This window comes from Achromobacter sp. 10T422, from assembly GCF_056394065.1.
Genome location: NZ_JBFTHD010000004.1, coordinates 392950 through 419424, shown reverse-complemented (window position 1 = coordinate 419424; position 26475 = coordinate 392950). Strand labels below are relative to the sequence as shown.

20 protein-coding genes are annotated in these 26475 nt (G+C 63.3%); 5 read left to right on the top strand and 15 right to left on the bottom strand.

Features of this window, described 5'->3' with window-relative positions:
- Nucleotides 1-16: 16 nt before the first annotated feature.
- The 6 genes from AC1DB0_RS12455 to AC1DB0_RS12430 form a co-directional block, all read right to left on the bottom strand.
- Nucleotides 17-505: a nitrate reductase cytochrome c-type subunit gene (locus AC1DB0_RS12455; protein WP_054426281.1), complete on the bottom strand. Its 489-nt coding sequence runs from the start codon at nt 503-505 to the stop codon at nt 17-19.
- 19 nt (nt 506-524) lie between these two features.
- Nucleotides 525-3020: a periplasmic nitrate reductase subunit alpha gene (gene napA / locus AC1DB0_RS12450; RefSeq protein WP_054426279.1), complete on the bottom strand. Its 2496-nt coding sequence runs from the start codon at nt 3018-3020 to the stop codon at nt 525-527.
- On the bottom strand, nt 3004-3318 hold the full coding sequence (locus AC1DB0_RS12445) for a chaperone NapD (RefSeq protein ID WP_054426277.1): 315 nt from the start codon (nt 3316-3318) through the stop codon (nt 3004-3006). Before AC1DB0_RS12445 ends, napA begins: the two co-directional genes overlap by 17 nt.
- A gap of 21 nt (nt 3319-3339) precedes the next feature.
- The gene (napE, locus tag AC1DB0_RS12440; protein WP_054426275.1) at nt 3340-3498 is read right to left on the bottom strand and encodes a periplasmic nitrate reductase, NapE protein; all 159 of its coding nucleotides are present in this window, start codon (nt 3496-3498) and stop codon (nt 3340-3342) included.
- A 270-nt stretch (nt 3499-3768) separates the two neighbouring features.
- Nucleotides 3769-4623, bottom strand: a complete 855-nt coding sequence (locus AC1DB0_RS12435; protein ID WP_054426273.1) for a beta-keto acid cleavage family enzyme — start codon at nt 4621-4623, stop codon at nt 3769-3771.
- On the bottom strand, nt 4620-5582 hold the full coding sequence (locus AC1DB0_RS12430) for a 3-hydroxyacyl-CoA dehydrogenase family protein (protein ID WP_054426271.1): 963 nt from the start codon (nt 5580-5582) through the stop codon (nt 4620-4622). The genes AC1DB0_RS12435 and AC1DB0_RS12430 overlap by 4 nt, the downstream gene beginning before the upstream one ends.
- 122 nt (nt 5583-5704) lie before the next feature.
- On the opposite strand from AC1DB0_RS12430, the gene AC1DB0_RS12425 reads away from it, so the two are divergent.
- Nucleotides 5705-6613, top strand: a complete 909-nt coding sequence (locus AC1DB0_RS12425; protein ID WP_391568855.1) for a LysR family transcriptional regulator — start codon at nt 5705-5707, stop codon at nt 6611-6613.
- A gap of 4 nt (nt 6614-6617) precedes the next feature.
- Here the strand turns inward: AC1DB0_RS12425 and AC1DB0_RS12420 are convergent, their stop codons facing one another.
- The 6 genes from AC1DB0_RS12420 to AC1DB0_RS12395 form a co-directional block, all read right to left on the bottom strand.
- Nucleotides 6618-7733 (bottom strand): hypothetical protein, encoded by a 1116-nt coding sequence (locus AC1DB0_RS12420; RefSeq protein ID WP_476756971.1) that lies wholly within the window; start codon nt 7731-7733, stop codon nt 6618-6620.
- Entirely contained in the window at nt 7733-10462 is a 2730-nt protein-coding gene (locus AC1DB0_RS12415) for a T6SS effector BTH_I2691 family protein (RefSeq protein ID WP_476758674.1), read from the bottom strand. The genes AC1DB0_RS12420 and AC1DB0_RS12415 overlap by 1 nt, the downstream gene beginning before the upstream one ends.
- Entirely contained in the window at nt 10459-11355 is an 897-nt protein-coding gene (locus AC1DB0_RS12410; protein ID WP_454668646.1) for a DUF4123 domain-containing protein, read from the bottom strand. Before AC1DB0_RS12410 ends, AC1DB0_RS12415 begins: the two co-directional genes overlap by 4 nt.
- Entirely contained in the window at nt 11352-13463 is a 2112-nt protein-coding gene (locus AC1DB0_RS12405; RefSeq protein WP_476756969.1) for a type VI secretion system Vgr family protein, read from the bottom strand. The genes AC1DB0_RS12410 and AC1DB0_RS12405 overlap by 4 nt, the downstream gene beginning before the upstream one ends.
- 108 nt (nt 13464-13571) lie before the next feature.
- Nucleotides 13572-14255, bottom strand: a complete 684-nt coding sequence (locus AC1DB0_RS12400; RefSeq protein WP_054426262.1) for a GntR family transcriptional regulator — start codon at nt 14253-14255, stop codon at nt 13572-13574.
- A gap of 52 nt (nt 14256-14307) precedes the next feature.
- A complete protein-coding gene (locus tag AC1DB0_RS12395; protein WP_175169931.1) occupies nt 14308-16083 on the bottom strand; it encodes an IlvD/Edd family dehydratase in 1776 nt (591 codons plus the stop codon).
- 222 nt (nt 16084-16305) lie between these two features.
- Between AC1DB0_RS12395 and AC1DB0_RS12390 the strand changes: the two genes are divergently transcribed.
- Entirely contained in the window at nt 16306-17301 is a 996-nt protein-coding gene (locus AC1DB0_RS12390; protein WP_054426258.1) for a Bug family tripartite tricarboxylate transporter substrate binding protein, read from the top strand.
- 338 nt (nt 17302-17639) lie between these two features.
- Nucleotides 17640-19637 (top strand): cyclic di-GMP phosphodiesterase, encoded by a 1998-nt coding sequence (gene pdeR / locus AC1DB0_RS12385; protein ID WP_054426255.1) that lies wholly within the window; start codon nt 17640-17642, stop codon nt 19635-19637.
- 134 nt (nt 19638-19771) lie between these two features.
- Here the strand turns inward: pdeR and AC1DB0_RS12380 are convergent, their stop codons facing one another.
- A complete protein-coding gene (locus tag AC1DB0_RS12380) occupies nt 19772-20656 on the bottom strand; it encodes a crotonase/enoyl-CoA hydratase family protein (RefSeq protein ID WP_054426253.1) in 885 nt (294 codons plus the stop codon).
- A gap of 386 nt (nt 20657-21042) precedes the next feature.
- On the opposite strand from AC1DB0_RS12380, the gene AC1DB0_RS12375 reads away from it, so the two are divergent.
- A complete protein-coding gene (locus AC1DB0_RS12375; RefSeq protein WP_476758673.1) occupies nt 21043-23142 on the top strand; it encodes a TonB-dependent receptor in 2100 nt (699 codons plus the stop codon).
- Nucleotides 23143-23267: 125 nt separating this feature from the next.
- On the opposite strand, the gene AC1DB0_RS12370 is transcribed toward AC1DB0_RS12375, so the two are convergent.
- A complete protein-coding gene (locus AC1DB0_RS12370; protein ID WP_441371186.1) occupies nt 23268-24011 on the bottom strand; it encodes an SDR family oxidoreductase in 744 nt (247 codons plus the stop codon).
- Nucleotides 24012-24128: 117 nt separating this feature from the next.
- Between AC1DB0_RS12370 and AC1DB0_RS12365 the strand changes: the two genes are divergently transcribed.
- Nucleotides 24129-25040: a LysR family transcriptional regulator gene (locus AC1DB0_RS12365; RefSeq protein ID WP_476756967.1), complete on the top strand. Its 912-nt coding sequence runs from the start codon at nt 24129-24131 to the stop codon at nt 25038-25040.
- Here AC1DB0_RS12365 and AC1DB0_RS12360 read toward each other — a convergent pair.
- Nucleotides 25019-26413, bottom strand: coding sequence for a GntP family permease (locus AC1DB0_RS12360; RefSeq protein ID WP_054426248.1), 1395 nt, complete (start codon nt 26411-26413; stop codon nt 25019-25021). The two genes, AC1DB0_RS12365 and AC1DB0_RS12360, sit on opposite strands and share 22 nt — an antisense overlap.
- Between the last annotated feature and the right edge of the window lie 62 nt (nt 26414-26475).

Here is a 26475-nt window from a genome sequence, read left to right as displayed (position 1 = left end):
GGCGGCGTCCTCTTCCTTACTTCTTCTGGGACGCCGGGGCGGTCAGGCGCTTGAGGATCACGTCGATGTCTTCATACGTGTTCGACACCAGCGGTTTGGCCTCGGCCTGCGGCACGTGGCATTGCACACAGAAATAGCGGCGCGGCGACACCTCGGCCAGCACATTGCTGTCGCGGTCCATGTAGTGCGTCACGCTTAAGGGTGGCGCCTGCGTTTCCTCGGTGTTCACGCGGGCATGGCAGGCCAGGCAGCGGTTGTAGTTCTTGTCGATCTGATAGCCGTCGATCTTGTGCGGAATGGTGGGTGGCTGCATCGAATACGTCCGCATCCGCTTGATGTCCTTGTTTTCAATCGGGCTGATCAGCGGCGGATTGGTTTCCTCGGCAATTGGCGTAGGGCCGCGCATGGGGTCTTCGACCTCAAGCGGCGGGGCGGCCCAGGCGGCCGAACTCAGGGCCGAGCCGATGGCGATCACGATGGCGATGGCGGTAGCGCGTACGTTCATGGCTGTCTCCCGGGCGCCTTCAGACCTTGACGATCTTGACCGCGCACTTCTTGAAGTCGGTCTGGAACGAGATCGGGTCGGTGGCGTCCAGCGTGACCTTGTTGATCAGCTGGCCGGCGTCAAACCAGGGCACGAAGACAAGGCCGCGCGGCGGCTTGTTGCGCCCGCGCGTCTCAAGCCGCGTGCGCATCTTGCCGCGCCGCGACACGATCTCGACTTCCACGCCGCGGCGCAGGCCCATCGCCTGCGCATCGTCGGGGTGCATGAAACAGACCGCGTTGGGAAAGGCGCGATACAGCTCAGGCACGCGCCGCGTCATCGAACCCGAATGCCAGTGCTCCAGCACGCGGCCGGTGGACAGCCAGAACGGATATTCCTGGTCTGGCGATTCCGGGGGCGGCTCGTAGGGCAGGGCGTAGATGACGGCGCGGCCGTCCGGGTTGCCGTAGAACTCGAAGCCCGCGCCGGCTTTGACGTAAGGGTCGCTGCCTTCGCGGTAGCGCCACAGCGTTTCCTTGCCATTGACGACCGGCCAGCGCAGGCCGCGCGCTTCGTGGTAGGTGTCAAACGGCGCCAGGTCGTGGCCGTGGCCGCGGCCGAATTCCGCGTACTCCTCGAACAGCCCTTTCTGCGCATAGAAACCGAACGCCTTCGCTTCCTGGTTTTCGTAGTCGGCGTTCAATTCGCTGTTGGGGAATTTGTTGACCTTGCCATTGGCGAACAGCACGTCGAACAGCGTCTTGCCGCGGTACTCGGGCTTTTTCGCCAACAAGTCCGCCGGCCACACTTCTTCCACCTTGAAGCGCTTGGAAAACTCCATCAGCTGCCACAAATCAGAGCGCGCATCGCCCGGCGCATTCACCAGCTGATGCCAGAACTGCGTGCGCCGTTCTGCGTTGCCATAGGCGCCTTCCTTTTCCACCCACATCGCGGCGGGCAGGATCAGGTCGGCGGAAATGGTGGTGACGGTGGGGTAGGCGTCCGACACAACGATGAAGTTGTCGGGGTTGCGGTAGCCGGGCAAACCTTCATTCATCAGGTTGGCGGCGGCCTGCATATTGTTGTTGACCATCACCCAGTAGGCGTTGATCTGCCCGTCTTTCAGCATGCGGTTTTGCAGCACGGCGTGCGCGCCCACCTTGTCGGGGATGGTGCCGTCGGGCAGTTGCCACAATGCTTCGGCATGCGCGCGGTGCTTGGGGTTGGTGACCACCAGGTCGGCGGGCAGGCGATGCGAGAACGTGCCCACTTCGCGCGCGGTGCCACAGGCCGAAGGCTGCCCCGTCAACGAGAACGGGCTGTTGCCCGGCGTGGAGATTTTGCCCGTCAGCAGGTGGATGTTGTAGACCATGTTGTTGGCCCACACTCCGCGCGTGTGCTGGTTGAAACCCATTGTCCAGAATGACGTCACGCGGATTTTCGGGTCGGCGTAAAGCTCAGCCAGATCCTGCAATTGCTTTTGCGGCACGCCGGTCAGTTTGGACGTGTATTCCAGGTCGTACTTTGAGACGAACTTCGCAAAGTCGTCATAGGTGATGGGCTTGGAGCCGCCGGCCTTGTCGGCGTTCTTGGCGGCCTTTTGCAAGGGGTGGTCGGGCCGCAAGCCATAGCCGATGTCGGTATTGCCTTCGTGAAACACCGTGTGCTTGTCCACGAAGTCGCGGTTCACGCGCTTGGTCTGGATGATGTAGTTGGCGATGTAGTTCAGAATGGCMAGGTCCGTTTGCGGCGTGAACGTCAGCGTCAGGTCGGCCAGTTCGTACGAGCGGTGCTCGAAGGTGGACAGCACCGCCACCTTGGTCTTGGGCGCAGACAAACGCCGGTCGGTGACGCGCGTCCACAGAATGGGGTGCATCTCGGCCATGTTCGAACCCCACAGCACGAAGGCGTCGGCGTTCTCGATGTCGTCATAACAGCCCATGGGTTCGTCGGCGCCGAAGGTGCGCATGAAGCCCACGGCGGCCGACGCCATACAGTGCCGCGCGTTCGGGTCCAGGTTGTTTGACCGGAAGCCCGCCTTCATCAGCTTGAGTGCGGCGTAGCCTTCCCATACGGTCCATTGCCCTGAACCGAACATGCCCACCGCAGTCGGCCCTTTGTCCTTCAACACCCGCTTGAACTGTTCGGCCATCACGTCAAAGGCCTGGTCCCAGGACACCGGCGCGAACTCGCCGTCCTTGGCGTACTTGCCGTCTTTCATCCGCAACAACGGGGTCGTCAACCGGTCGTTGCCGTACATGATCTTCGACAGGAAATAGCCCTTGACGCAGTTCAGGCCCTTGTTGACCTCGGCGTTGAAATCGCCATGCGTGGCCACGACCTGGTTGTCTTTCACCGCGACGTTCACGCCGCAGCCGGTCCCGCAGAATCGACAGGGCGCCTTCGACCATTTCAGTTTGGCGGCCTCGGATTCGGTCACGATGTTCTGCGTGTAGCCCACGATGGGAATGCCGGCCACGGTGGCGGCGGCAGCCGCTGCGGATTGCTTGATGAAGTCTCTACGAGCCATGGACATCGCCAATCTCCTCGTTCATCGCGGCGAGCGTGTCGGCGTGCTGGTAGACCAGCGCCGAAGCCAGCACGCCATCCAGGCGCTGGATCTCGGAGATCCGCGCCATCATGTCGTCGGTGGAGGGCGCTTCCAGCGTGACGACCAGCTTGCCGGTGTCGGACGCGCCATGGATTTCCGATCCCGCAATCGCCAATATCGCGGCGCGGACCTCGGGCAGTCGTTGGGGCAGGGCGTGCACCACCAGGCTCGCGATGTGCAGCTCGGGCGCCGCAGCGGGCGCAAGGGGGGGAAGCGCGGACATGGAGGGTTCCGTCGCGTCTGTTCAGCTGCCCGGAGGGCCGGCAAGCAGCTGGTAGAACCAGACGATGAAACCGTATCCCGCCACGATGATGACCGTAAGGACGGGGGCCATGACTGCCGTCAGGAACAGAAAGCTTCGCAGCTCCTGCGGCTTGGTATAGCCATCAGACTCGTTTTGCACACACCACCTCACTTTGATAGTTGGGGTATTGCATTGAACGTGCGGATGTCGAAGTTTTTAGCAGTGCTTTTACATGCCGTCAATGTTGCATCACGGCGAAACAATCATGAATTGGCGCTGTATAGGCAGGTGCCTGACGCTTGCCCGGACGGGTGTCCGGGGCAAGCGTCAGGCAGCCGTACTGATTCGCGTTGCTAATCAGAAGAAGGGTGACGGCTTCCAGTAGGAAGGGTGAGGGCTTCCTACTGGAAGGGCGAGCGCTTCGCTGGATCAGCCGATTGCGCCGTAGATGCGGCGCGCATCTTCTGCCGTGGCCAAGGGCCGGCCCAGCGCGCGGGCGCCTTCGGCGGCTTGGCGCACCAGGTCGGCATTGCCCGGAGCAATGCCGCCGTCGCGCAGCTTCAGATTATTTTCGAAGCCCACGCGCATGTGGCCCCCGAACGCCGCCGCCGTCGTGACGCAGGCGTTTTCCTCGGGCCCGAAAGCGCAGATCGCCCACGGCAGCGAATGATCGTAGGCAGCCAGAAAGGGCAGCAAGTCATACGCGGATGAGGTCTGGCCCACGCTGTACCGGCCAAGCACGAACAGCACTGACCACGCGCCGGGCGGCACCAGCCCGCGCGCGCGCAGCGACAGCCAGCGCCGCACATCGCCTTCGTCATACAAAATGATCTGCGTCATGATGCGGCGCTCGGCAATCCAGGCCAGGAACGCCGCCAGTTCCGCTTCGGGAATATCCGGCACGGCAATTTCACGCAGGCCGATCGACACGGCTTCGGGTTGCAGTTCACGCACCAGCGCGATTTGTTCCGCGGCCTTGTAGACGCCCGCGGCTTCGCTTGTGACCTGCACCAGCAGCTCGCGGCCCACGGCGCGTTCCACGGCCGCCAGCGCGTCGCGGTACGCCTGCGCATCCAGCAGATGGCTGCCGTCGGGCTTGCGCACATGCATGTGCATCATGCCGGCGCCCGCGTCCAGGCAGGCGCGCGCTTCACGCGCCAGGTCGTCGGCCGTCAACGGCACGGCGGGGTGGTCGGCGGCCTTCTTGTAGGCGCCGTTGGGCGCCACGGTGATGATGACGGGGGAATCGGCCAGCGCGGCGCGCGGCAGGGCGGGGGCGTTCAAGGTTGAATCTCCGGCAGCTCGGGGTTGATCAGGTCCAGGCCGGCGCGCAGCAGGCGGTCATAGCGCGCGCGTTCGGCGGCGATGGTCTCGGGCGTCCAGGTGTAGAAGCCTTCGCCCGCCTTCATGCCATAGCGGCCGTCAGCGGCGCGCTCGGTGAGGCAGCGCGCGGGGTGGTCCGCGTTGCAAAAGGTGGGATACATGGTGGCGCCCGCGGCGGCGTGCACGTCGATGCCCGCGTGGTCGCGCTGCATGACGGGGCCGGCGGCCAGAAAGCGGAAGCCGAAACCAAAGCGCACGGCGGCGTCCACGTCTTCCGGCGAGGCGATACCGCGGTCGATCAGGTCGAACGCTTCGCGCGACAGCGCGTGCTGCAAGCGGTTGGCCAGAAAGCCCGGCAGGTCCTGCTTGACCTTCACCGGCACGCTGCCGCAACGGCGCATGAAGGCGATCAGTGAATCTGCGCACGCGTTGTCGCTGGCCTCACCCAGCACCACTTCCACTAGCGGCACCAGATGCGCCGGCATGAAGAAGTGCAGGCCCAACATGCGGCCGCGCGTCTCCAGGCCCTGGCCGATGGCGCTGATCGGAAAGCTGGAACTATTGCTGGCCAGGATCGCGTCCGGCCGCGCGCGGCGCACCAAATCCGCAAACAGCGCCTGCTTGATGTCCAACCGTTCGGGAATGCACTCGATGACGAGGTCAACCGTGGACCAATCCACCTCGTCCAGGCTGGGCGCGGTGGCCAGCAGCGAGGCATTGGCTTCGCGGCCTATCGTCTTCAAGTTTTCGGCCACGCGGGCGGGCAGGCCCGCCGCGCGCTCGGTGTTCGATTCGATCACGGTCGTACGGCAGGCCGCGCGGGTCAACACCACCGCCACGTCAGCGCCCATCGTGCCGCCGCCCACCACCACTGCATGCGCCGCGCCCGGATTGGGCAGCGCTTTTGCGTCCGTCTGCATGGTTTGCTCCTATGTCTGGATCATCATTGGGGGCGAGTGTAGAGAACCCGCTTTGATTGATGAATCAGATTTTTTGGATAGAATGATCGCCAAATCAGATCAATAGGGCGGGGCGGCAAACCATGCAGATCAATCTTTCGATGCGCGATATCGACACCACCCTGGTGCTCGGCCGCACGCTCAACTTCCGCCAAGCGGCCGCGCAGCTGCATTTGTCGCAATCGGCGCTGTCCACGCAGATTCAACGCATTGAAGAGGCGCTGGGCGTGCGCCTGTTTGACCGCACCACGCGCACCGTGCGGCTGACGGCGGCGGGCGAGGTCTTCATGCAGCAGGCCGCGACCTTGCAGGTGGCCTTCCGCGACGCCATTGCCGCCGTCAGCGGCGTCACCAGCGCCGAGCAGGGCCAGGTGTCGGTCGCCGCCTTGCCGTCGCTGGCCGCGCGACTGCTGCCGCGCGTGCTGATGGCCTATCGGCAGGAGCACCCCAACGTCGCCCTGAAAGTGCGCGACACCTTGTCTGGCCCCGCGTTCGATCTGGTGCGCGCAGGCGAGGTCGACTTCGCGCTTACCGCCGCCGACCCCCAACACGCCGACCTGCACTACGTGCCGCTGATGTCCGACAGCTTTCTGCTGCTGATCCCCGAGTCGCACGCCCTGGCGAAAACGCGTGGACCGCTGCGCTGGGCCGACACCGCTACCGCCGCGCACGTGTCGATGGTGCAGCCCAGCAGCGTGCGGCAGTACACAGAGTGGGCCTTCCTGCAAAACCGCATCCGCTTCACGCCCGCGTTTGAAGCCGAACACCTGACCACCATTGTTGCGATGGTTGAATGCGGTTTCGGCGTGGCGGCGCTACCTGAGATTGCCGCGGGCGCAGTGTCGCAAACCGCCATTGTTCAGCGCCCGCTGATCGGGCCGGTGGCGGAACGGTCGATCGGCTTGGTCACGTCACGCAACCGCAGCCTGTCGCCCGCCGCGGCGGCGTTGGTGCAAACGCTGCGGGAGTATCTGGCGGCGCAGGTGCGGTAGGCGGTCAACGGTCGCGATTCTGCCAGCGTCCTTTTAGCGAGAATCGCTTGGGACGCGGCGGCGGCGAACCCGGCTTGACGACCCAGCGGTGCAGGTTCTCCAGCAGCGCCGCCCGAACCTCCGGCGGATAGTCGTCGATGGTCGTCAGCGGCGGAATCGGTTTGCCCGGCAGTCCCGCTTCCTGAATGATCTTCGGCCAACGGGGCCGCCAGCACAGCAACAGTGACGCCCAATGCGCCAGGCCCAACACCACCAGCGCAGGCGAGATCAGCAGCATCCCGAACCAGGTAATCGGGCCGCTGTGCCGCAAGTACGGGCCTAGCGCCTCGAACTGCGCGGCGAACGCGGGCCAGGGTAAAGGCAGATGCGAACTGATGCGCGGCGGGTCAACCGCGTCCAAACCGCCTTCGTCCATGTAGCGGCGGATGTACTCCCATTCGGCTTTCATCTCGGCTTCGCTAGCGCTTTTCTTGCCGACAAAAACCATGTTGGGGAATGGCAGCGGGGAATAGGGCGGGTACCAACCGACGATGAGATTCACACCCGGGACTTCATCGTGATGGATGTCATCCCAAGGCAATATCGCAATGCCGCCGCAGCTGGGCGGGCGATGGAGATAGACCTGGCGGGTGATGCGGTTGAATCGGATGAGGAGGTGGCGAGAGGTGAAGGATTCTAGGCGGGTGAAGCGGAAGAGGTATTTGAAGTAGATGTAAGGAGCGCCAAGGGTACCGATCAGCAATACTGTCAGCAGTATTGACTCTGCGATTCCCCATGTCCGCCATTCGTAGGCCGAGAAAAGAGAATGCATCAGATCAACGCCTGCAATGGAGGGTAAGAAAAAAATGGCCGATATCATCGTTATAAAACCGCGCTTTTCTTCCATGCCGCCGCATCGCATTTCCAGGATGGTGTTGTTGCAGGCGTAGACGGGGCCGCGCGATTGGGCGCGATCAAACCTCGCGGCGCGTAATCGCGCATATTCGGCAACGAGCAGATCTTCGTAGACTGGTCCCACAGGTTTGCTGGCGAGCTCGCTTGAGCCTTCGTCGACATGCTCTTGCAGCCAGGAATCGGATTTGACGACGGAGAGCCACATCAGCCATTCCATGAGGTACATCAGACGACCTCCAGCAAGGCGCTGTACAGCTGGGCCAGCTCATTTTCCATTTCCTTGTGAGGGGTATTTTTTTGGTAGTCGTGTCCGCGATAGGTTGAGCGCTTGCACCACTTTTCAAGAGCATCGTCATCAAAGATGGCTATCGCCACAGTGGCGCCAATGCCAATCAGCGTGCTGCGAAGGAGCAGTCCGCGCATGAAGGCCTGTATGGCTTGTCCTCCGAGAAATGAGGAAAACTTGGCTGCCGCGAGGATGATAGAGGTCACTGCGTAAGATTTTCCGCCTCGCTCCGCCAAGATCTTTAGCATTGAACCTGCGGCGGCGAATGCGATGCTAGATTGGCTGACAAACATTGCAAAAGCAGCACCGAAACGCACGGAGTATGCGGTCGCTAGGATTGACTTTCTTTCATCGATGGCAGTACCCGCATCCTCCCAGTCATACCTCATCAACACCACCCCACCCACCGCCGCAAGCGTCCCACCAATCAGCTTCAACTGCCCCAAGAACATCGTGGCTCCCTGACCGGTAGCGCTGGTCTGGCTGTAATGCCCCAGCACCAGCTCCGTACCCGCCGCGAGAATCTCCGTTCCTGCCGCGCCTGCAAGCAAACCATGGGCGATCAGTTCTCCCACGCCGCGTTCGTTGTCAGGCAGGTCGTGAACCTTCAGCGCAATCAGCGCAGCTTCGAAGAACAACAGCCAACTGCTTATGCGCAGCTTGTAGAAATCGCTGCGGCGGGCGTCGACGAGTTCCGTGGCGAAAGCGAAACGGGTGTTCCGGCCAATCTGCGCCCGTAGTTGTTTGGGGTCGGTGCTTCTGCCGAGCAGGGCAAGTTCGTCCATGCGTAAGTTGGTGGCGCGTGTGCTGATGCTGGCGGCGAGCCAGCTGCGCGTGACGCCGTGGAAGAACCATTCCTTGCCTGTGGAACCGTAGCGCAAGGATTGGCGGCCCAGGCTGGAATACCAGGCCAGCGCGCCGCCGGCCATATTGGTTTCTCCTGCGGCCGACAGTTCCTCGAATACGCCGTTGGCTTTGTCGAACAGATCGGCAAGATGCTGCACGGCGGCGAAGCCGGATTGGACCTGTTCGTAAATTTGATTATTGGATAACACAGGCGTGCGCATAGGTGCCTGTGTTTGGCTCGCTGTCTGGCCTTGCGCCTTGTCTAGGGTGCGTTGCAACTCCGCCTGAATTTCCCGCTGATTCAGCGCAAATCCCCGCATTGCCAGATTCGCGCGTTCGGTGGGATTGCCCGTCCACCATTCGTCAATCAAGTCAGCCGTTGACTTGCACCCGTCTGCACCCAGTACGCACAACCCTGTCTGCCCCGCGAATCTCCAGCCACTGGGCAAGTCTTCGTCGTCATAAACATCCAACGCGGTCAGCAGTTGTTCACTGGTAAGCCAGGATTCGTGATCGCGGGCGCGGGCCTGGCCCAAGCTTTCCGCGGCATCAGACACGGCGTCGAACTTTTCCAGCGCGACTTTCATGTCAGCCACCCGGATGGCTTGCCCCGGTTGCGCGGGAGCCAGGTATTTGGTCTCGAATCTGCGCCGGTACTCCCCGCTATCGAGCTTTGCCTGTACCTTTGCACGCATGGCGTCTTCGAACTGCGTGAGGTATTTTTCCGCTTCGCTGTCCCAGCGTTCGCGCTCATCGTCATTCAAGACCCAGTTGCGGCCGGCGGCCATGCCGGGGTCGTAGACTCTTGCGCGTTCGATATCGATATAGTGCTGGGCTTCCAGCGCCGCCGAGCGCGATTCGAACTGCTGTTTGACGTCAGTGAAGGCCTGGGCCACCAGGACGTTGCGCTGGTTTTTAACGCCCGTGGCGTCCTTGTCATCCAGATAGCGCTGCACCGATTCGTAGGCATCGTTGCGCCAGCTGTTGAGCTGTTGCGTGATGGCGATGGCGTCGTTCAGCACGATGGCAAAGCCCCGTGCGCGGCGCGAGCTTTCCTTCAAATCCGAAGACACAATCTGGCGTGCGTACCGGTTTTCGGGACTCGAGTACAGATGACCTGCCAGCCCGGGGGCGGTCTCGGGGTGATCCTGGGCGATGGCGTCCGCCAGCGTTTCGTCGATGATGCTGGGATCAAGGACGTCGGGGGCGCGCGAGCACGACATCATCAGTTGGCGGATATCGAACTTCTGTAGCTGGTTGCGCAAGAACCCGGAGCCGCAAATCTTGTMCAGCATGCGATCCGTCAAGAGGTCGGGCGTGAACAGCGCGCGCAGTTCTTCGATATCTTCAGGCGCTTTCAGGCGCAGCGTCCACCCGCCTGGACCGCTTTCGCCGGAACCGTACAGGGTGTGCACGCTGGGCTGCTGATCCAGGAGCGGATTGTCTGGCGGGAAGTGCTGTGGAGCGTAAGGGAAGACACGTTTCAGCAGGCCGCTGTCATAGCTGCGGTAGGCGCTTTCGCAGAACCACTCTTTGCCGAGCCGCTTCGTGAACAGGTACAGATAGCCCATGCGCATCGTGCGTACCGCATAGCGCGCCTGGCCACCTTCAAGCGGGGGGAACGCCGCGCCCAGCTGAGGCGGCAGCGCGGGCGCGAGGACGTCCATGGCGTTGCCGTCGTTGGTGATGACGGCGTAGCGCAGAGGAAGGATAGCGACCTCGGTTTTGCACGTAACAGCCGCGCTGGGGTCGTCTGCGCAGCGGGTTTTATCGGCAAGACGGAAGATCTGCGGCAACAGGGAAGCTAGAGTCGGCGTTGTCATGAGGCGGCCTTGTCGCGGATTACGGATGCCGGGGCGGTTGCGGCCAACGGCGCTTCTCCACGGGCCGCACGGTGGAGCGCGGTTTGCCAGACGGGGTCGGTTTGCAGGCTGGCGGCTGACCGCGATAGCGACATCAGTACAAAGGCGACCAGATCCTCGTGGCGGGCAAGACCAATCTGCTTGGCGGACGCTAGATGCGCGCGGATTTGGGCCAGGCGAACGCCCCGGCACGGGCTGGAAAAGACGTCGGGCGAGGCCTGTTCAAGCTCGTGCAGCAGCCGGTGAGGAAACGGGTCCCCCGTCAGCGCGCTCCAAAGCGTGTCGGTCAGCGCCAATGGGCCAGGGGGGAGGGATGGCGCGTGGGCGCTGCCTGGAATGCAGTGCCATTGCGGTTGCTTCACATCGGCGCCAAGAAACCACCATGACACGACCGGCGCGAAGACGTTGGCGACCCAGGCACGATCGGCGTTTCGATACAGCACGGGTGTAATCAATGGGTCGTAGTAGCGCAACAAGTACCGGTCACCGTTGTCGCCCTGCGCAAAGCTGGCGTGGTTCAAATGGGTGGCCAGATCGGCGGGGCTGAGCACGCTGGTGATCCAGGCCTGGACGAGATCGACGTCATAGAGGCCCGCCACCGACAACAGGCGATCCAGCGCGGCGTGACTGCTGTTGTCCGGCCCGGCTAGCATCGCGCCCAATGGCTGCAACGCCAGGTAGTCGGGATGCTGCAACAAGGGGTGCAATTGGCCGGCCATATCGCGATGTACCTTTGCACGCTGGGCCTCCGACAGCGGCGCCATATCGATCAAGACCATCAGATAGCGGGTTTTTCCGGGCGGGGCGGCATGGATGTCTTCTTCCAGAGCGCGTTGAAGCTGTTGCGGAATCATGGGCTTATCTTCATCAAGGCCGAGCGTTCTTTTGCTGCCTTGAGCCAGCAACTCAGGCAAACGGGTTCATCAAGATTCGGCGAGCCGTCGATGTGCAGCGGGATGCCTGCCCCGCCGCTTTGCTGGCTGAGCGGCCCCTTGAGGTTGATTGACACACCCTCCAGCGTGATGCCGCCATCGTCCAGCGTGATGGAGCCGCCGGGGCTTTGCAGCACGATGCGCTCGCGGGTTTGAAGCCGGTAGGTGGTGGTCTTGCGTTCGATGGCTTGGCCGGCTTCGATGCGGTGGTGCCCTTGAACCTGATGTTCGACGTGGCCGCCGGTGTTGATCCAGTGGTTGGCGTGCGTCTTGTCGCGCCGGTTATTGCCGACGTCTTCTGTGCGGTCGCGGCCGGTGATGATGGTGTGATCACGCACGATCTCCAGCAGGTCATCCTGGCCGATGCGATGCCGGCGGTCTTGGCCGATGTCCACCCGCTCATCAAGCCCCACGGTCTCGTCGCGGTTGTGGCCAACAAGAATTGTCTCGTCGTTTTCTACTTTTTCATGGCGGTCATGACCCACAAACGTACTCTCGTCGTGGTTGACGTGGATGTTTTGGTCCTTCTGCGCATGGATATAGATTTCTTCCTGATCCCGTTCGTCTTCAAAGCGCAGCTCGTTATAGCCGTCGCCTTTATGGGTCTGGCTCTTGATGGTCATGCGCGTTTTGTGGCGGGGCAGTTCATAGGGCGGCAATTGCAGCGCCATGTGGGTCCGGCCCGTGATGACCGGCTGGTCTGCATCGCCGTCCAGATAGTTCACGATGACTTCCTGCCCCACTCGGGGAATCGCCATGTGCCCCCAGGTGGCGCCAGCCCAGTTTTGCGATACCCGTATCCAGCATGAGCTGTGCTCGTCGTGATTTCCCAGGCGGTCCCAGGGGAATTGCACTTTGACGCGGCCGTAGCTGTCGCAATAGATTTCCTCGCCTGCGGGACCGGTCACGATCGCAACCTGCGGGCCATCAATGCGGGGCTTGGCCAACGGCGCGGCGCGCCATTCGGTGTGCTTGGAGACAAGTTCTGCGGTGTAGCTATAGCGGGTGCCTTGCTGGGCGTCGGCGCCGTCTTCCTGTTGGCTTGTGTGTTGGATGCCGTGGTGGCGCATGCGGATCGGGCGCCAGCCTTGATTCAAGTCTGGCCGGGGATGGCCAACGAGTTCGAACGACAGGCCGGGCACCAGACGAGGATCATCGCCTTCCACCTGGGCAATGCGCGCATCCCGCCGCAGGCCGCGCAGCCGGTTCTCGGTAAAAGGCTTACCCGCTTCGTCGCGCTTGTAGCGGCCGGGATAGTCATAGCGTTCGTAGCGGCGATCTTGGTGTTCCAGGTTGACGCCGTTGCGGCTGTGTTCCTGGCTGTAGCGCGGATGGGTATAGGTGTAGTCGCGTTGCGTCTGCCGGGCGGTGCGTACCTGCTCGGCATACGAAAACTTGCGTAGCGCGGGTTCTGGCTGCGTGCCGCCCGGCGCCGGGACGTAGCGCACGGGTTCGCCATCAATGCGGCCGTGTATCTGAAGGCGGTCGCTGTGCACCAGCCTGTGGCCCTTGGCGTGGTGGTGAAAGGCGTAGAAGAAGCCTTCTTCGCGAGCCAGGCGTTCCAGAAAATGCAAGTCGGTGTCGCCGGCCTGAACGCAATACTCGCGCGCCAGATGCTCGTTCGTAATCGTTTGTTCGTAGTCGATGATCCCATGCGCTTTCAGCACGGCTTGCAGAATTTCAGGCACCGACAACTGCTGGAAGATGCGCCAGTCGGAACACAAACCGGCGCGGGCCAGCATGGGTTCGACGGTGGCGCGGTAGCGCGTGCGGCGAAAGCCGGTGGTGCCTTGTTCAAAGCGCGACACCACGCCGTGCACGTACCGCACGGCGGTGTCGCCATGACTAAGCGTCAGCAACGCGGGCTGATCCAGGACGAGTCCGAAGTCGATCGAGGAATCGTCGCTGGCCAGCTCAAGATTCAGGATGAAAGGCTCGGAAAGCGCTTCCTCCAGCGTGAACTCGACGACCTCGAACGCCATGCCGCCGACGATGCTGAAGCTGAAGCGCAGGTCGCGCTGTCCGGTCACGATAGGCCCCCAAAATTCGGAGCCGACATGGTCGGCCACATTTCAGAGAGGGGCTATAGGACGACTATGAAAGTCAGGGGAATGGGTTTTGTACTGTGGCGCGGAACATCACGCCCGCAACCGCATCTGCTCCGACGCCAGATACGCGTCTCTCGACGGCAGCAGATGGTCCCGGCAGATGGTCATCAGCGCATTTCGGTCGCCGTCGCGCAGCGCCTGGATCATGGCCCAGTGTTCTTGTCTGGCGCGTTCTCGGTAGCCGGCGGCAACCAGGGTGCCGAAGCGGATCGGGTGGGTGCGGCGGGCGTATTCTTCGATGGCCTGGCCCAGCACGGCATTGTCGAGCAGGCCGAAGAATTCGCGGTGAAAGCGCTGGTTGCTGCGGAACACGCGGCGCGCGTCGCCGTCGGTGACTGCGGCGTCGTGTTCGCGCTGCACCGCCACCAGCGCCGCCAGCCGGGCTTCGGGCACGGGTAGCGGCATCTGGCTGGCGGCGTGCACTTCCAGCACTTCGCGCAGCGCGTACAACTCCATGACTTCGCGCGCGGAGAACGTCCGCACGACGGCGCCGATGTTGCGCTTTTTCTCGACCACGCCCAAGAGTTCTAGCTCGCTCAGCACTTGCCGCACGGCATGGCGCTTCATGGAAAAGCGCGCCATCAGCTCGTCCTCGGTCAGGCGTTCGCGCGGGTGCAGCCGGCCGAAGACGATGTCTTCTTCCAGGGCGGCCACCGCGGATTGCGTGGCGTCGGGGGCCTCTGCTTGCAGGGCGTCGGGCGTGATGGCGTTCATGGCGGCGGTTGGGTTGCGGGGGCCTGTGGCGTGGGGGTTGACAGCGTGGGGCTTACTTCTTGGGCACGGTGTCGTGCGTAACGCCGGCGCGCAGGAAGTCGAAATCAACGCCCTGGTCGGCTTGCGTCACGGTTTGCAGGAACAGCTTGCGGTAGCCGCGGTCGGCGGTGGGGCGGGTGATGGGCTTTTCCGCTGCGCGGCGCGCGAGTTCGGCATCGTCCACCAGCAGGGCAATTTCACGTTGCGCCACCGACAGGCGGATGCGGTCGCCATTTTGCACGTAAGCCAGCGGGCCGCCAATGGCGGACTCGGGCGTGACGTGCAGCACGATGGTGCCGGCCGCCGTGCCGCTCATGCGTCCGTCGGAAATGCGCACCATGTCTTTCACGCCCGCGCGCGCCAGCTTCTTGGGGATCGGCATGTAGCCTGCTTCGGGCATACCCGGTGCACCGGTCGGGCCGATGCGCTTGAGCACCAGGATGTCGTCGGCGGTCACGTCCAGCGCGTCGTCATCGATGCGGCGCGCCATGTCTTCGGCGTCTTCGAACACCACGGCGCGGCCTTCGTGTTCCATCAGCTTGGGGTTGGCGGCCGATTGCTTGATGATGGCGCCGCCCGGGGCCAGGTTGCCGCGCAGCACGGCCAGGCCGCCCACGGGGTAGATCGGCGACGCGGCCGTGCGGATCACGTCCTGCTTGAAGGGGGCGGGTGCGGCGTCCAGTTCTTCGCCCAGCGTGCGGCCGGACACGGTCATCACGTCCAGGTGCAGGTAGGGGCGCAGTTCGCGCAGCAGCGCGAGCATGCCGCCGGCGTCGTGGAAGTCTTCCATATAGTGCTGGCCCGACGGCTTCAGGTCGACCAGCACGGGGGTTTCGCGGCTGATGCGGTCCAGGCCCGCCAGGTCGATGTCGATACCCAGACGGCCGGCGATGGCGGTCAGGTGGACGATGCCGTTGGTGGACCCGCCGATGGACAGCAGCACGCGCAAGGCGTTTTCGATGGACTTGCCGTTGATGATCTGGTCGGGCGTCAGGCGCGACGCGGCCATGGCAACCGCTGTGGCGCCGGTGCGTTCGGCCACGCGCACGCGGTCGGCGGTGACGGCCGGGGCGGAAGCGCCGCCCGCCACCATCATGCCCAGCGCTTCGGTGATGCAGGCCATGGTGCTGGCCGTGCCCATCACGGAACAGGTGCCCACGCTGGCGACCAGCTGATTGTTGACGTCGGCGATTTCCGGCGCGTCGATCTCGTCGGCGCGGTAACGGCCCCAGTAGCGGCGGCAGTCGGTGCAGGCGCCCACGCGTTCGCCGCGATGCGAGCCCGTCAGCATCGAACCGGTAACCAGTTGAATGGCCGGCACGCCAGCAGAGGCCGCGCCCATCAGTTGCGCCGGCACCGTCTTGTCACAGCCGCCGATCAGCACGACCGCATCCATCGGTTGCGCGCGAATCATTTCCTCGGTGTCCATGGACATGAGGTTGCGCAGGTACATGCTGGTGGGCTGCGAGAAGCTCTCGTGCACCGAGATGGTCGGGAAGTCCATCGGCAGGCCGCCCGCCAGCATGACGCCGCGCTTGACCGCTTCGATCAGTTGCGGCGCGTTGCCGTGGCAGGGGTTGTAGCTGCTGCCGGTGTTGACGATACCGATGATGGGACGAGCCAGCGCGTCGTCGGACAAGCCGGCGCCCTTGATGAAGGCCTTGCGCAAAAACAGCGAGAAACCCTTGTCGCCGTAGTTCGTCAGCCCGCGGGCGACGCCGTGGGCGGTGGCGCTGTCGCTGTCAAAAGGGCCCATCGCGGGCTTGTCGCCCTTGGTCTCATCCGTCATTTTCAGTCCCGATAATATTATTGATAATCCAGGTGCAAGATCATATCCAGCCTTTGAAAGCGACCGCAAGCGGTTTGTGCGCCCCGATATATTGATCTATTTATCAGATCAGTCGATAGAAAAATTCTGATTCTTCTATCAAGTTTGCACTCCTACACTGGCGCGGTTGACGAGCCGGGCGTCCGTCCTATTCCAATACTCATCCCGGCTGGAGAGACCCCTATGTCAGACCTGCGTCTGCGGCCGCGCCGTGCCGTCCTGCTTTCCCTGCTGGCCATCTGTGCCGGTGTGTCCGCCCCGGCGATGTCCGCCGATGCCTACCCCGACAAACCCATCCGCCTGATCGTGCCGTACCCGCCCGGGGGCGCCACTGACGTGATCGGCCGCGTACTGGCGCAAGAGCTGACGGGCGCGCTGGGCCAGTCGGTGATCGTGGAAAACCGCGCAGGCGCGGCGGGCAATATCGGCGCCGACCAGGTCGCCAAGGCGCAGCCGGACGGCTACACCTTGCTGATGGGCGCGCTGACCAGCCACTCCATCAATGCCGCGCTGTACCGTGGCCGCGTGACGTATGACGTGGAAAAGAGCTTCGCGCCGGTGTCCATCGTTGGCACGGTGCCGCTGGTGTTCGTCGTGAACCCGTCGGTGCAGGCCAAGACGCTGTCGGAATTCATTGCGCTGGCCAAGTCCAAGCCGGGCTACATCACGATGGCGTCGGCCGGCAACGGTTCGCCGCAGCATCTGGCGGGTGAAATGTTCAAGCGCACCGCAGGCGTCGACATCCTGCACGTGCCGTACAAGGGCAGCGGCCCGGCCATGACCGACCTGATGGGCGGCCAGGTGCTCAGCATGATCGAAACCGTGCCTGCCGCACAGGGCAACATCAAGGCCGGCAAGCTGCGCGCGCTGGCGGTGACCTCGCCCCAACGCGTGGATGCGCTGCCGGATGTGCCCACTGCCGCCGAAGCCGGTTTGAAGGACTTCGAAGTCAGCTCCATGTTCGGCATCGTCGCGCCCGCCAATACCCCGGCGCCGGTGATCGACCGCCTGAACGGCGAGCTGAAGAAGATTCTGGCCAAGCCGCAAGTGCAGGCATCGCTGTTGAACCAGGGCGCCATCGCCACGTGGACGACGCCGGCCGACGCCAGCGCCCGCGTGTCGGCAGAACTGGCTCGCTGGACGAAGGTGATTGATGAAGCCGGCGTGAAGGGCGACTGACCGCCTGCTCGCGCTGCAAACGGCTCCGGGCGCTGATTATTCGCCCGAGTCCTCGCAAATTTGCGCCATTTACGCCACACGCCAGAGATTTCCCAAKGAATCTCTGGCGATATTTTTTGTGCGTTGCGTAGATGCTTGACGCAACAAGCACTTCAAACGCCGGTTCGCAGACGCATTAAATGGTCGGGAATGGCAAGAGTATTACGCGGCGCATCACAACGCCGATGCAATAATCCGTAATACAGCGTTTGACGCCCCTTAAGCGGGTATTGACCCCATTCGGACTAGGCCGTAATGTACTTTTCGGTCCAGGCCTTGGACAGTGGGGGGATACCACGATGACTGAGAATCAGGACGAAAAGTCGATCCTGTACACGCATTTCGGTACGCATAGCCCTTATTGGAGGCTGGCGGCCGATAGCGATGCCATAGAACTGGCTGCCATCAAGGGCGCAACGAATGTCGCGATGGGATTGCGCCCGGATCAGGCGGACATCATCCGCGCGCTGACGGGCATTACGTCCAGCGTGCGCATCGATATTGCGTTGTACGGCGATCTGCTCAGGCTCCATCTGGTGGGCCGCAAGATCAATCCGAATGAATGGGCCGGCACCGCATCGGCGCATTCCGATACCGAATCGGTTGCCAAGGACCTGGTCGAAGGCTTGTCGTTTGCCGAAACCGTGGTGTCCGAAGCCAACTCGGTGATCGTCATCGTGGACCAGAACGGCCGTGTGCAGCGCTTTAACAAGCTCAGCGAGGAATACACCGGCAAGCGCGAACAAGACATCGTCGGACGCAGCGTGTTCGAGATGTTCATGACGCGCGAAGAGGCCATGGCCTCGCGCCGCAATATCGCCGAGTTCTACAAGCGCGGGCAGTCCTATGAAGTGGAACGCCTGATCAACACGGTCAAGGGTCCGCGCCTGTTCCTGTTCCGCAATAAGTTCGTCACCAGCGGCAGCGGCGAAAAGCGCGTCTACCTGATCTGCTCGGGCACCGACATCACCGAAGAACGCGCCGCGCAGGAACGCCTGCGCGTGCTGGCCAACACCGACATGCTGACCAATCTGCCCAATCGCCACGCCATCACGGCGCGGTTGAAAGAGGCGCTGGCGGTGGGCAAAGACGGGCACGGCGGCGTGTTGTTCCTGGACCTGGACAACTTCAAACGCATCAACGACCACTACGGCCACGGCTTTGGCGACCGCCTGCTCAAAGCCGTGTCGGTGGCCATTTCGACTTGCCTGGCAGAAGGGCAGACGCTGGCCCGGCTGGGTGGCGACGAGTTCATCGTCTTGCAGGAAAAAGCGCAAGCCTGGGAACTGGAAGCCACGGCCGAACGCATCATCGAACGCCTGCGCGAGCCGTTCCGCCAGGGGCTGATCGAGGTCTACACCAGTTGTTCGATCGGCATCGCCATGTACCCCGACCACGGCGCGGATCTGGACAGCGTGGTGCGCAGCGCCGACATCGCCATGTACGTGGCCAAGGAAGCGGGGCGCCACACTTACCGCGTGTTCCAGCCCGAGATGGACCGCCGCAACGCCGACTACGTGTGGCTGGACACCAACCTGCGCAAGGCCTTGGCCGAAAACCACCTGATGCTGTACTACCAGCCCAAGCTGGCAGGGCGCACGGGCGAAGTCGATAGCGTGGAAGCCTTGCTGCGCTGGCGCTCGCCCGAGCGCGGCATGGTCTGCCCCAGTGTCTTCATTCCCTATGCCGAAGAATCGGGGCTGATCTCGCCGTTGGGCGTTTGGGTCATGCGCGAAGCCGCAAGGCAGGCGGCCGCATGGAAGCGCGACGGCCTGAACATCCGTATCGCCATCAACATGTCGGCGCGGCAGCTGGACGACAAGGGCGTGGTCAGCGACTTCATGCGCGCCATCAACGACGCGGGGATGGGCCCGTGCATGCTCGACATCGAGCTCACGGAAAGCTGCCTGATCGAAGACGAAGGCGCCGCCATCGACCTGATCAAGCAATTCCGCCAACTGGGCGCGCGCGTGCACCTGGACGACTTCGGCACGGGGTATTCGTCGCTGTCGCAGCTGGCGCGCATTCCGCTGGACGCCATCAAGCTGGACGCGAGCTTTGTGCGCGGCGTGAATGAAAATCCGGTGTCGCAAGCGTTGGCGCGGGCCATCGTGGCGGTGGCGCGCACGCTGGAATTGAAGGTCATTGCCGAAGGGGTTGAGACGGTTGAGGAAACCACGTTCCTCGATACCCTGGGCGTGGACGCCAAGCAGGGCTATCTATACGCCAAGCCCATGCCCGCCGCCGAGCTGTCGGCGTGGCTGGCGCATCGGCGCCGGCTGCATCTGATCGCATGACGTTTATTGCTTGACGCACATCGCCTGATTTGATCGCGTGATGTCTGCGCGTTGCGATCGACGGGGCCGGACGCCGGACGCCAGCCCCGTTATGCCAGTAGCGGCAATTCAATGCCGTGCTATCGGCGGCGGTATCAATGCATCGTCGCCTCCTGCACGGCGTCCGTGCTGGAAGCGCTGCGGCGGTTCTGCGCCAGCACCAGGCGTTCCATATAGGCGCGGTCCTTCGGATCGATCGAGAACGCGGCTTCGACCCAGTCTTCGGTAATGTCCATCAATTCGGAGCGTGACAGGTTCAGCACGCGCTGGCGCGCCCGCAGCATGGCCCGCATGCCGTTGAGCTTGGGCCGCATGACGTCGATGAAAGTGCGCGTGGCGCGGTACGCCTCGCCCGGTTCGAACAGTTTGTCGACCAAGCCCTTGCCGTGGAACCATTCGGCCGTGTGCGATTCGCCGGAGCTGATCAGCTCTTCGGCCAATTGCATGCCTGACCGGCGCGCCACCAGCGAATAGCCGCCCATGCCCGGGAACAGGTTGAACGCCATTTCCGGGAAGCCCATACGGGCATTGTTCTGCGCCAGCACGAAGTGGTGGGCCAGGGCGGCTTCAAAGCCGCCGCCCAGCGCCGTGCCTTCGATCATGGCCAGCGAAATGGCGCCGGTGTCGAAACCGCGCGACGCGGCATGTACGCAGTCCACGCAAGCCCGCGCATAGGCGCGCAGCGCTTCGCGCTTGCCTGTCCGGATGGCTTCGGCGAAGAAGTTCAGGTCTCCGCCCACGTTGTAGATCTGCGGCACCAGCGAGCCCGTGACCCAGAAGTCGATGGGCAGGCCCGAATCCTTGGCGGCGCGCGCCAAGGTCATGATTTCGTCGATAAGTTCGTGGTTAAAGCAAGGCCGCGGCTGCGCCCGGAGCATCATCCACATGACACGACGTCCTTCCTCATAAAACGCAGAAATCTGCTTCATGTTGCCGGCTGCGGTAAAGGGGTGGCAGTCTGTATGAATGAGTTGATTCATGTGCTTTCGTCCAATCGATCAAGGTGAGTCGGAGTACTGCCGGGTCAGCCTAATACAGAGCTTCCGGCTGTCGTCTCATGCAAACCTCGACCGGCTGGCCAGACTTGTCCGTAGGTCAAAGGCCCGAGTGATGAATGCAAAAACCGTGCGAACGGCGTTGCCGGCTCAACCGGTCGAACGAGCCGCGCATCGGCGCAACGGATGAGCACCTTCGCAAACTCAAGAAGATCCGGGCGTTCCCGGATGACCCGCTGAAATCAACAGGACTCATGCGTTGGGATGACTCTGTGGCGGAATGCCGACACAAAATAATTCTCATTTGCAAACAAAATTCGTTCTCGTTAGCATCGCGGCTTTCATAAACCTGAATTGTTGAAGGCGTTGCGATGTTTCCCCCGTTTGTTCCGCGCTCTCTGTCGTTGAGCGTTGCGCTTGCGCTGTCTTGCGCCTTGCCCCAAGCCGTTGCCCAGACGGCGCAGTTGCCCGCGATCAGCGTCGAAGGCGCCAATGCCGACGATCCCCGCGTGCCAGAAGTCACCACCGCCACGCGCACGCAGACGCCGGCCCGCTACGTGCCGCAGACGATCGACACCGTCAAGGTTGAAAACGTGCAGAACTACGGCGTCTCGACCATCAGCGATGCGCTGTCCGGCATGCCCAACGTGTCCAGCGCGCAAGACACGCGCTTTGACTCCGTGCGCATCCGCGGCTTTGACGCCAGCAATGACTTCTATCTGGACGGCATTCGCGACGACAGCCAGTACGTGCGCGACCTGCACAACATTGAACGCATCGAAGTGCTGAAAGGCCCCGCCGCCGTGTTGTACGGGCGGGGCAGCCAGGGCGGCATCATCAACCGCGTCAGCAAGGCGCCCACGCCGGGCCGCGAGTCCACCGTGGAAGCGCAGACGGGCAGCTGGGACCTGCGCAGCGTGTATGGCGACCTGAGCGCCGACCCCAGCGACAACGTCAGCGTGCGCTTGAACGTGGGCCAGGAAGACACGAACAGCTTTCGCCACAAGATCGGTGGCACGCGCCAACTGGTGGCGCCCGCCATCAACTGGCGCATCACGCCCAACCTGGACTGGCTGGTGCAGTACGAGTACAGCCGCTATGACCGCACGCCTGACCGCGGCATCCCCAGCGTTAACGGCCGCCCCGCCGACGTGGGCCGCAGCACCGTCTATGGCGACCCCGACCGTGACTACATCGACGACCGCGCCCAATCGTTCCGTTCACGCCTGGCCTACACGCTGGCGCCCGACTGGCAACTGCGCTACACGCTGGGCGTCTTCAAGCTGGATAGTGATTTCGACAACACCTACCTGACCGGCTACAACGCCGCCACCGGCAAAGTCACGCGCACGCGCTGGCAGCAGAACCTGTCCACCCGCAACATCACCAACAACCTGGAAACCGAAGGCCTGTTCCACACAGGCAGCATCGAACACCGGGTGTTGCTCGGCGTTGAGCTCTCGCACCAGGACCGTTCGCCCACGCTGTATTCGGCGGCCACCAGCGGGCCGGGCGCGCAACCCGTGCCGGCGTTGGACCTGGTCGATCCGAACCTGTCCTTGCAGCACAACGGCCGCATGGCGGTCAGCAGCGATGCGCGCCACAAGGTCAAGAGCCAGGGCTATTACCTGCAAGACCAGATCAAGCTGAACGACGCGTGGCAGGTGTTGATGGGCGTGCGCATGGACCGTTTCAGCATTGATTCCACGAACAAGCTGCTGGACGCGTCGGCCTCGCATGACAGCAGCGGCGTCAGCCCGCGCGTGGGCCTGGTGTGGACGCCGGTGCGCGACCATTCCTTCTATGCGTCCTATAGCAAGACGTTTTCCCCCACGGGCGGCGGCACCATCGGCATCACGCCGAATGCGCGCGGCAATACCAACGACCTGGACCCGGAACACACGCGCCAGACGGAAGTGGGCGTGAAAAGCGATTGGCTGGACGGGCAACTGAGCACGACGCTGGCCGTCTATCAGCTTGAGCTCTACAACCGCCGCACGACGGACCCCAATGATCCGACCCTGGTGCTGCTGACGGGCAAGCAGCGTTCACGCKGGGTCGAGCTGACCGCGGCGGGCCGCCTGATGGGCAACTGGTATCTGCGTGGGGGCGTGGGCTTACAGAACGCGTCCATCGTGGAAGACAACAATGGCCTGGCCGGCAACCGCATCAGCAACGTGGCGCGGCGTAACGGCAGCGTGTTCCTGACGTACAAACCCGCTGAAGGCTTGTACGGCGAAACCGGCCTGACCTTTGTGGGCGAACGCTATGCCGACAACACCAACCTGACGACGCTGCCGGGCTATGCGCGCTGGGACGCGCTGCTGGGATACCGCACGGGCAAATGGGATTGGCGCCTGGCCGTGCGCAACATTACCGACAAGACCTACTACAGCTCGGCCACTAGCGCCGGCCAGATCCAGTTCGGCGAACCGCGCACCGTTGTCGCCACGGCGCAATACCGGTTCTAGGCAAGGCGGGCAGGGCGGGCCCGCGTCAGTAGCCCGCATTCATGGCACGCAGCGTTGGCACGCAGCGTTGGCACGCAGCGTTGGCCCGCAACCATGGCCCGCGCTGCCCGCTACCCGCCAAGCGGTCAGGCGATGCCGCCGTTGGCGCGCAGAATCTGGCCGTTCACCCAGCCGCTGTCCGGCCCCGCCAAGAACGACACCACGCCCGCGATGTCGTCGGGCTGGCCCAGGCGTTCCAGCGGCGGCAGCTTCGTGAAGTGTTCGATCAGCTCCGGGCTTTTGCCTTTCAGGAACAGCTCGGTGGCGACGGGGCCGGGGGCCACGGCGTTCACGGTGATCTGGCGGCCGCGCAGTTCTTTCGAAAATACATGCGTGAAGCTCTCGACCGCCGCCTTGCTGCCGATGTAGATCGCGTAGCCGGGCAGGTTCAGCGCAATGGTGGTGCTGGACACGTTGACGATGCGGCCGCCATCGGCCAGCCGGGTCGCCGCCGCGCGCAGCGTGTTGAAGGTGCCGCGCGTGTTGATGTCGAACGTGCGTTCGAACTGTTCGTCGGTGGTGTCGGCCAGCGGTTGCACGCTGAGCACGCCCGCGCTGTTGACCAGCACGTCGATGCGGCCGAGTTCGGCCTGCACCTGGTCAAACAGAGCGGTGACGTCGGCCGCCTTCGACACGTCAGCGCGCACGGCAAGCGCGCGGCCGCCGGCGTCGCGGATCTCAGCGGCCAACGCATCGGCCTCGGACGCGCTGGCGGCATAGTTGATGGCCACGGCAAAACCGTCGCGGGCCAGGCGGCGCACGATGGCCGCGCCAATGCCGCGCGAACCGCCGGTCACCAGCGCAACACGTTGGGGGGCTTGTTGGGTCATGAGGCTAACTCCGTCTACAGGGTGGGGATGGAACGAATCATGAACTATTCCAAACAGAAGATAATTACCCTATATTCGCGAACATAATTCCATCTGCATTAATAATGGGCCGCCGCTATGGATCGTTTTCAAGAAATGCAGGTGTTTGTGCGCATCGCCGAACGCCGCAGTTTTTCGCAAGCGGCCGAAGACCTGCAAATTCCCCGCGCCACCGTCACCACGCTGATCAAGCGCATGGAAAAGCGCTTGGGCGCGCGCCTGCTCGAACGCACGACGCGGCAGGTCCGCATGACGCACGATGGTGAAGCCTATTACCAACGCTGCGTGCGCCTGCTGGCCGATCTTGAAGAAGCGGACGGCGCCTTTCTGAACACCGCGCCCAAAGGCTTGCTGCGGATCAATGCGCAAGGCACGCTGGCCAAGAATTTCGTCATGCCCGGCTTGCCTGGCTTTCTGGCGCGCTATCCCGATATCGTTCTGCACCTGGGCGAAGACGACCGCCTGGTGGATCTGGTGCGGGAAGGGGTCGATTGCGTGTTGCGCGCGGGGGCCTTGCAGGACTCATCGCTGGCAGGGCGGCAGATTGCGCAGATGCCGCAAGTGACGGTGGCCAGCCCCGCCTATCTGGCGCGCTTTGGCGTGCCGGCGCGGCTGGAAGACCTGGCCCATCATCAAACCGTGGATTTCCTGTCCAGCGCCACCGGGCGCGGCATTCCGCTGGACTTCATGGTGGATGGCCGCAACGTGCAAATCCGTGCGGCGGCGATTGTCAGCGTGACGGGGGCCGAACTCTATACCAGCGCAGCGGTGGCCGGCTTGGGGTTGGTGCAGGTGCCGCGGTATCGGGTAGAGCAGGAGCTGGCGGCGGGGCAGTTGCAGATCGTGCTGCCAGACTGGCCGCCCGCGCCCATGCCCGTGTCGGTGCTGTATCCGCAAAACCGCCAGGTGTCAGCGCGCGTGCGTGTCTTCACCCAGTGGCTCGCGGAGGTTTTCGCCAACGCCTTCGGTCAGACGATGCCGGTCAGGTAGTACACGGCGATCACCACGAAAACAGACATCGTCGATATCAATGTGATGGCGAAGATGTCGCCGTAGGACTGCCGGTGCGTCAGCCCCGTCACCGCAAGCAGCGTGATGACCGCGCCGTTGTGCGGCAGCGTGTCCATGCCGCCGCTGGCCATGGCGGCGATGCGGTGCAGCACGTCCATGGGGATGCCGGCGGCGTGCGCGCCGTCGATGAACGTCTGCGCCATGGCCGCCAGCGCAATGCTCATGCCGCCGGAGGCCGACCCGGTAATGCCCGCCAGCGACGTCACCGCAATGGCTTCGCCCACCAGCGGATCGGGAATGGACTTCAATGCGTCGGCCACCAGCAGGAAGCCGGGCAACGCGGCGATGACGCCGCCAAAGCCGTATTCCGCCGCCGTGTTCATCGATGCCAGCAACGCGCCCGACACGGCGCTCTTGCTGCCTTCGGCAAAGTGCGCCTTGATGCTGCGAAACGAGAACAGCAAGATCGTGAAGATGCCCGCAATCAGTGCGCCCATCACCGCCCACAACGCCACCTGGTCTTCCACATTGACGGCCATGGGCTTGGGTAAGCCGGGCAGGTTCACTTCGGAACCGGCCGGATACCAGCCCGGAATCCAGCGCGTCAGCAGGTAGTTCATCACGCCCACCACCACCAGCGGCAGCAGCGCAATCAGCGGATGGTGGTTGCGTTCGCTGGCGGGCGTGACCGGCTCATTGCGCAGTTCGGTGCCATAGGTTTCGCCCGCGGCGGCCGCGCGCTTGCGCCGCCATTCCAGGTACGAGACCCCTACCGTCAACGTGAACGCTGCGCCGATCAAACCCAGCCAGGGCGCGGCCCAGGTCGTGGTTTCGAAGAAGGTGGTGGGGATGATGTTCTGGATCTGCGGCGTGCCAGGCAGCGCCGTCATCGTGAAGGTGAAGGCGCCCAGCGCAATCGCGCCCGGCATCAGCCGCTTTGGAATGCCGCCTTGGCGGAACATCTCGGCCGCGAACGGGTACACGGCAAACACCACCACAAAGAGCGACACGCCGCCATACGTCAGCACCGCGCACACCAGCACGATGGCGACAATGGCGCGCTCCGCGCCAATCATGCGCAGCACCGCCTGCACGATGGCGCGTGAAAAGCCTGATAGCTCGATCAGCTTGCCGAACACGGCGCCCAACAGGAACACGGGGAAATACAGCTTGGCGAAGCCCGCCATGCGTTCCATGAACACGCCTGAGAACATGGGCGCCAATGCCGACGGGTCCGTCAGCAGCACCGCGCCCATGGCAGCAATGGGCGCGCACAGAATCACGCTATAGCCTCGATACGCCGCCAGCATTAGGAACGCCAGCGCCGCCACCACGATAAACAATCCGGTCATTCATTGCTCCTGGAATGAAGAGATAAGGGGTGCAGGGGCTACACCTTACCCGATCAAGCCGG

Bases quoted from the DNA above. Each gene is read 5' to 3' on its own strand.
- AC1DB0_RS12455 (WP_054426281.1), bottom strand. From the start codon at position 505: ATGAACGTACGCGCTACCGCCATCGCCATCGTGATCGCCATCGGCTCG.
- AC1DB0_RS12445 (WP_054426277.1), bottom strand. From the start codon at position 3,318: ATGTCCGCGCTTCCCCCCCTTGCGCCCGCTGCGGCGCCCGAGCTGCAC.
- AC1DB0_RS12430 (WP_054426271.1), bottom strand. From the start codon at position 5,582: ATGCAGACGGACGCAAAAGCGCTGCCCAATCCGGGCGCGGCGCATGCA.
- AC1DB0_RS12425 (WP_391568855.1), top strand. From the start codon at position 5,705: ATGCAGATCAATCTTTCGATGCGCGATATCGACACCACCCTGGTGCTC.
- AC1DB0_RS12420 (WP_476756971.1), bottom strand. From the start codon at position 7,733: ATGTACCTCATGGAATGGCTGATGTGGCTCTCCGTCGTCAAATCCGAT.
- AC1DB0_RS12410 (WP_454668646.1), bottom strand. From the start codon at position 11,355: ATGATTCCGCAACAGCTTCAACGCGCTCTGGAAGAAGACATCCATGCC.
- AC1DB0_RS12400 (WP_054426262.1), bottom strand. From the start codon at position 14,255: ATGAACGCCATCACGCCCGACGCCCTGCAAGCAGAGGCCCCCGACGCC.
- AC1DB0_RS12395 (WP_175169931.1), bottom strand. From the start codon at position 16,083: ATGACGGATGAGACCAAGGGCGACAAGCCCGCGATGGGCCCTTTTGAC.
- AC1DB0_RS12390 (WP_054426258.1), top strand. From the start codon at position 16,306: ATGTCAGACCTGCGTCTGCGGCCGCGCCGTGCCGTCCTGCTTTCCCTG.
- pdeR (WP_054426255.1), top strand. From the start codon at position 17,640: ATGACTGAGAATCAGGACGAAAAGTCGATCCTGTACACGCATTTCGGT.
- AC1DB0_RS12380 (WP_054426253.1), bottom strand. From the start codon at position 20,656: ATGAATCAACTCATTCATACAGACTGCCACCCCTTTACCGCAGCCGGC.
- AC1DB0_RS12370 (WP_441371186.1), bottom strand. From the start codon at position 24,011: ATGACCCAACAAGCCCCCCAACGTGTTGCGCTGGTGACCGGCGGTTCG.
- AC1DB0_RS12365 (WP_476756967.1), top strand. From the start codon at position 24,129: ATGGATCGTTTTCAAGAAATGCAGGTGTTTGTGCGCATCGCCGAACGC.
- AC1DB0_RS12360 (WP_054426248.1), bottom strand. From the start codon at position 26,413: ATGACCGGATTGTTTATCGTGGTGGCGGCGCTGGCGTTCCTAATGCTG.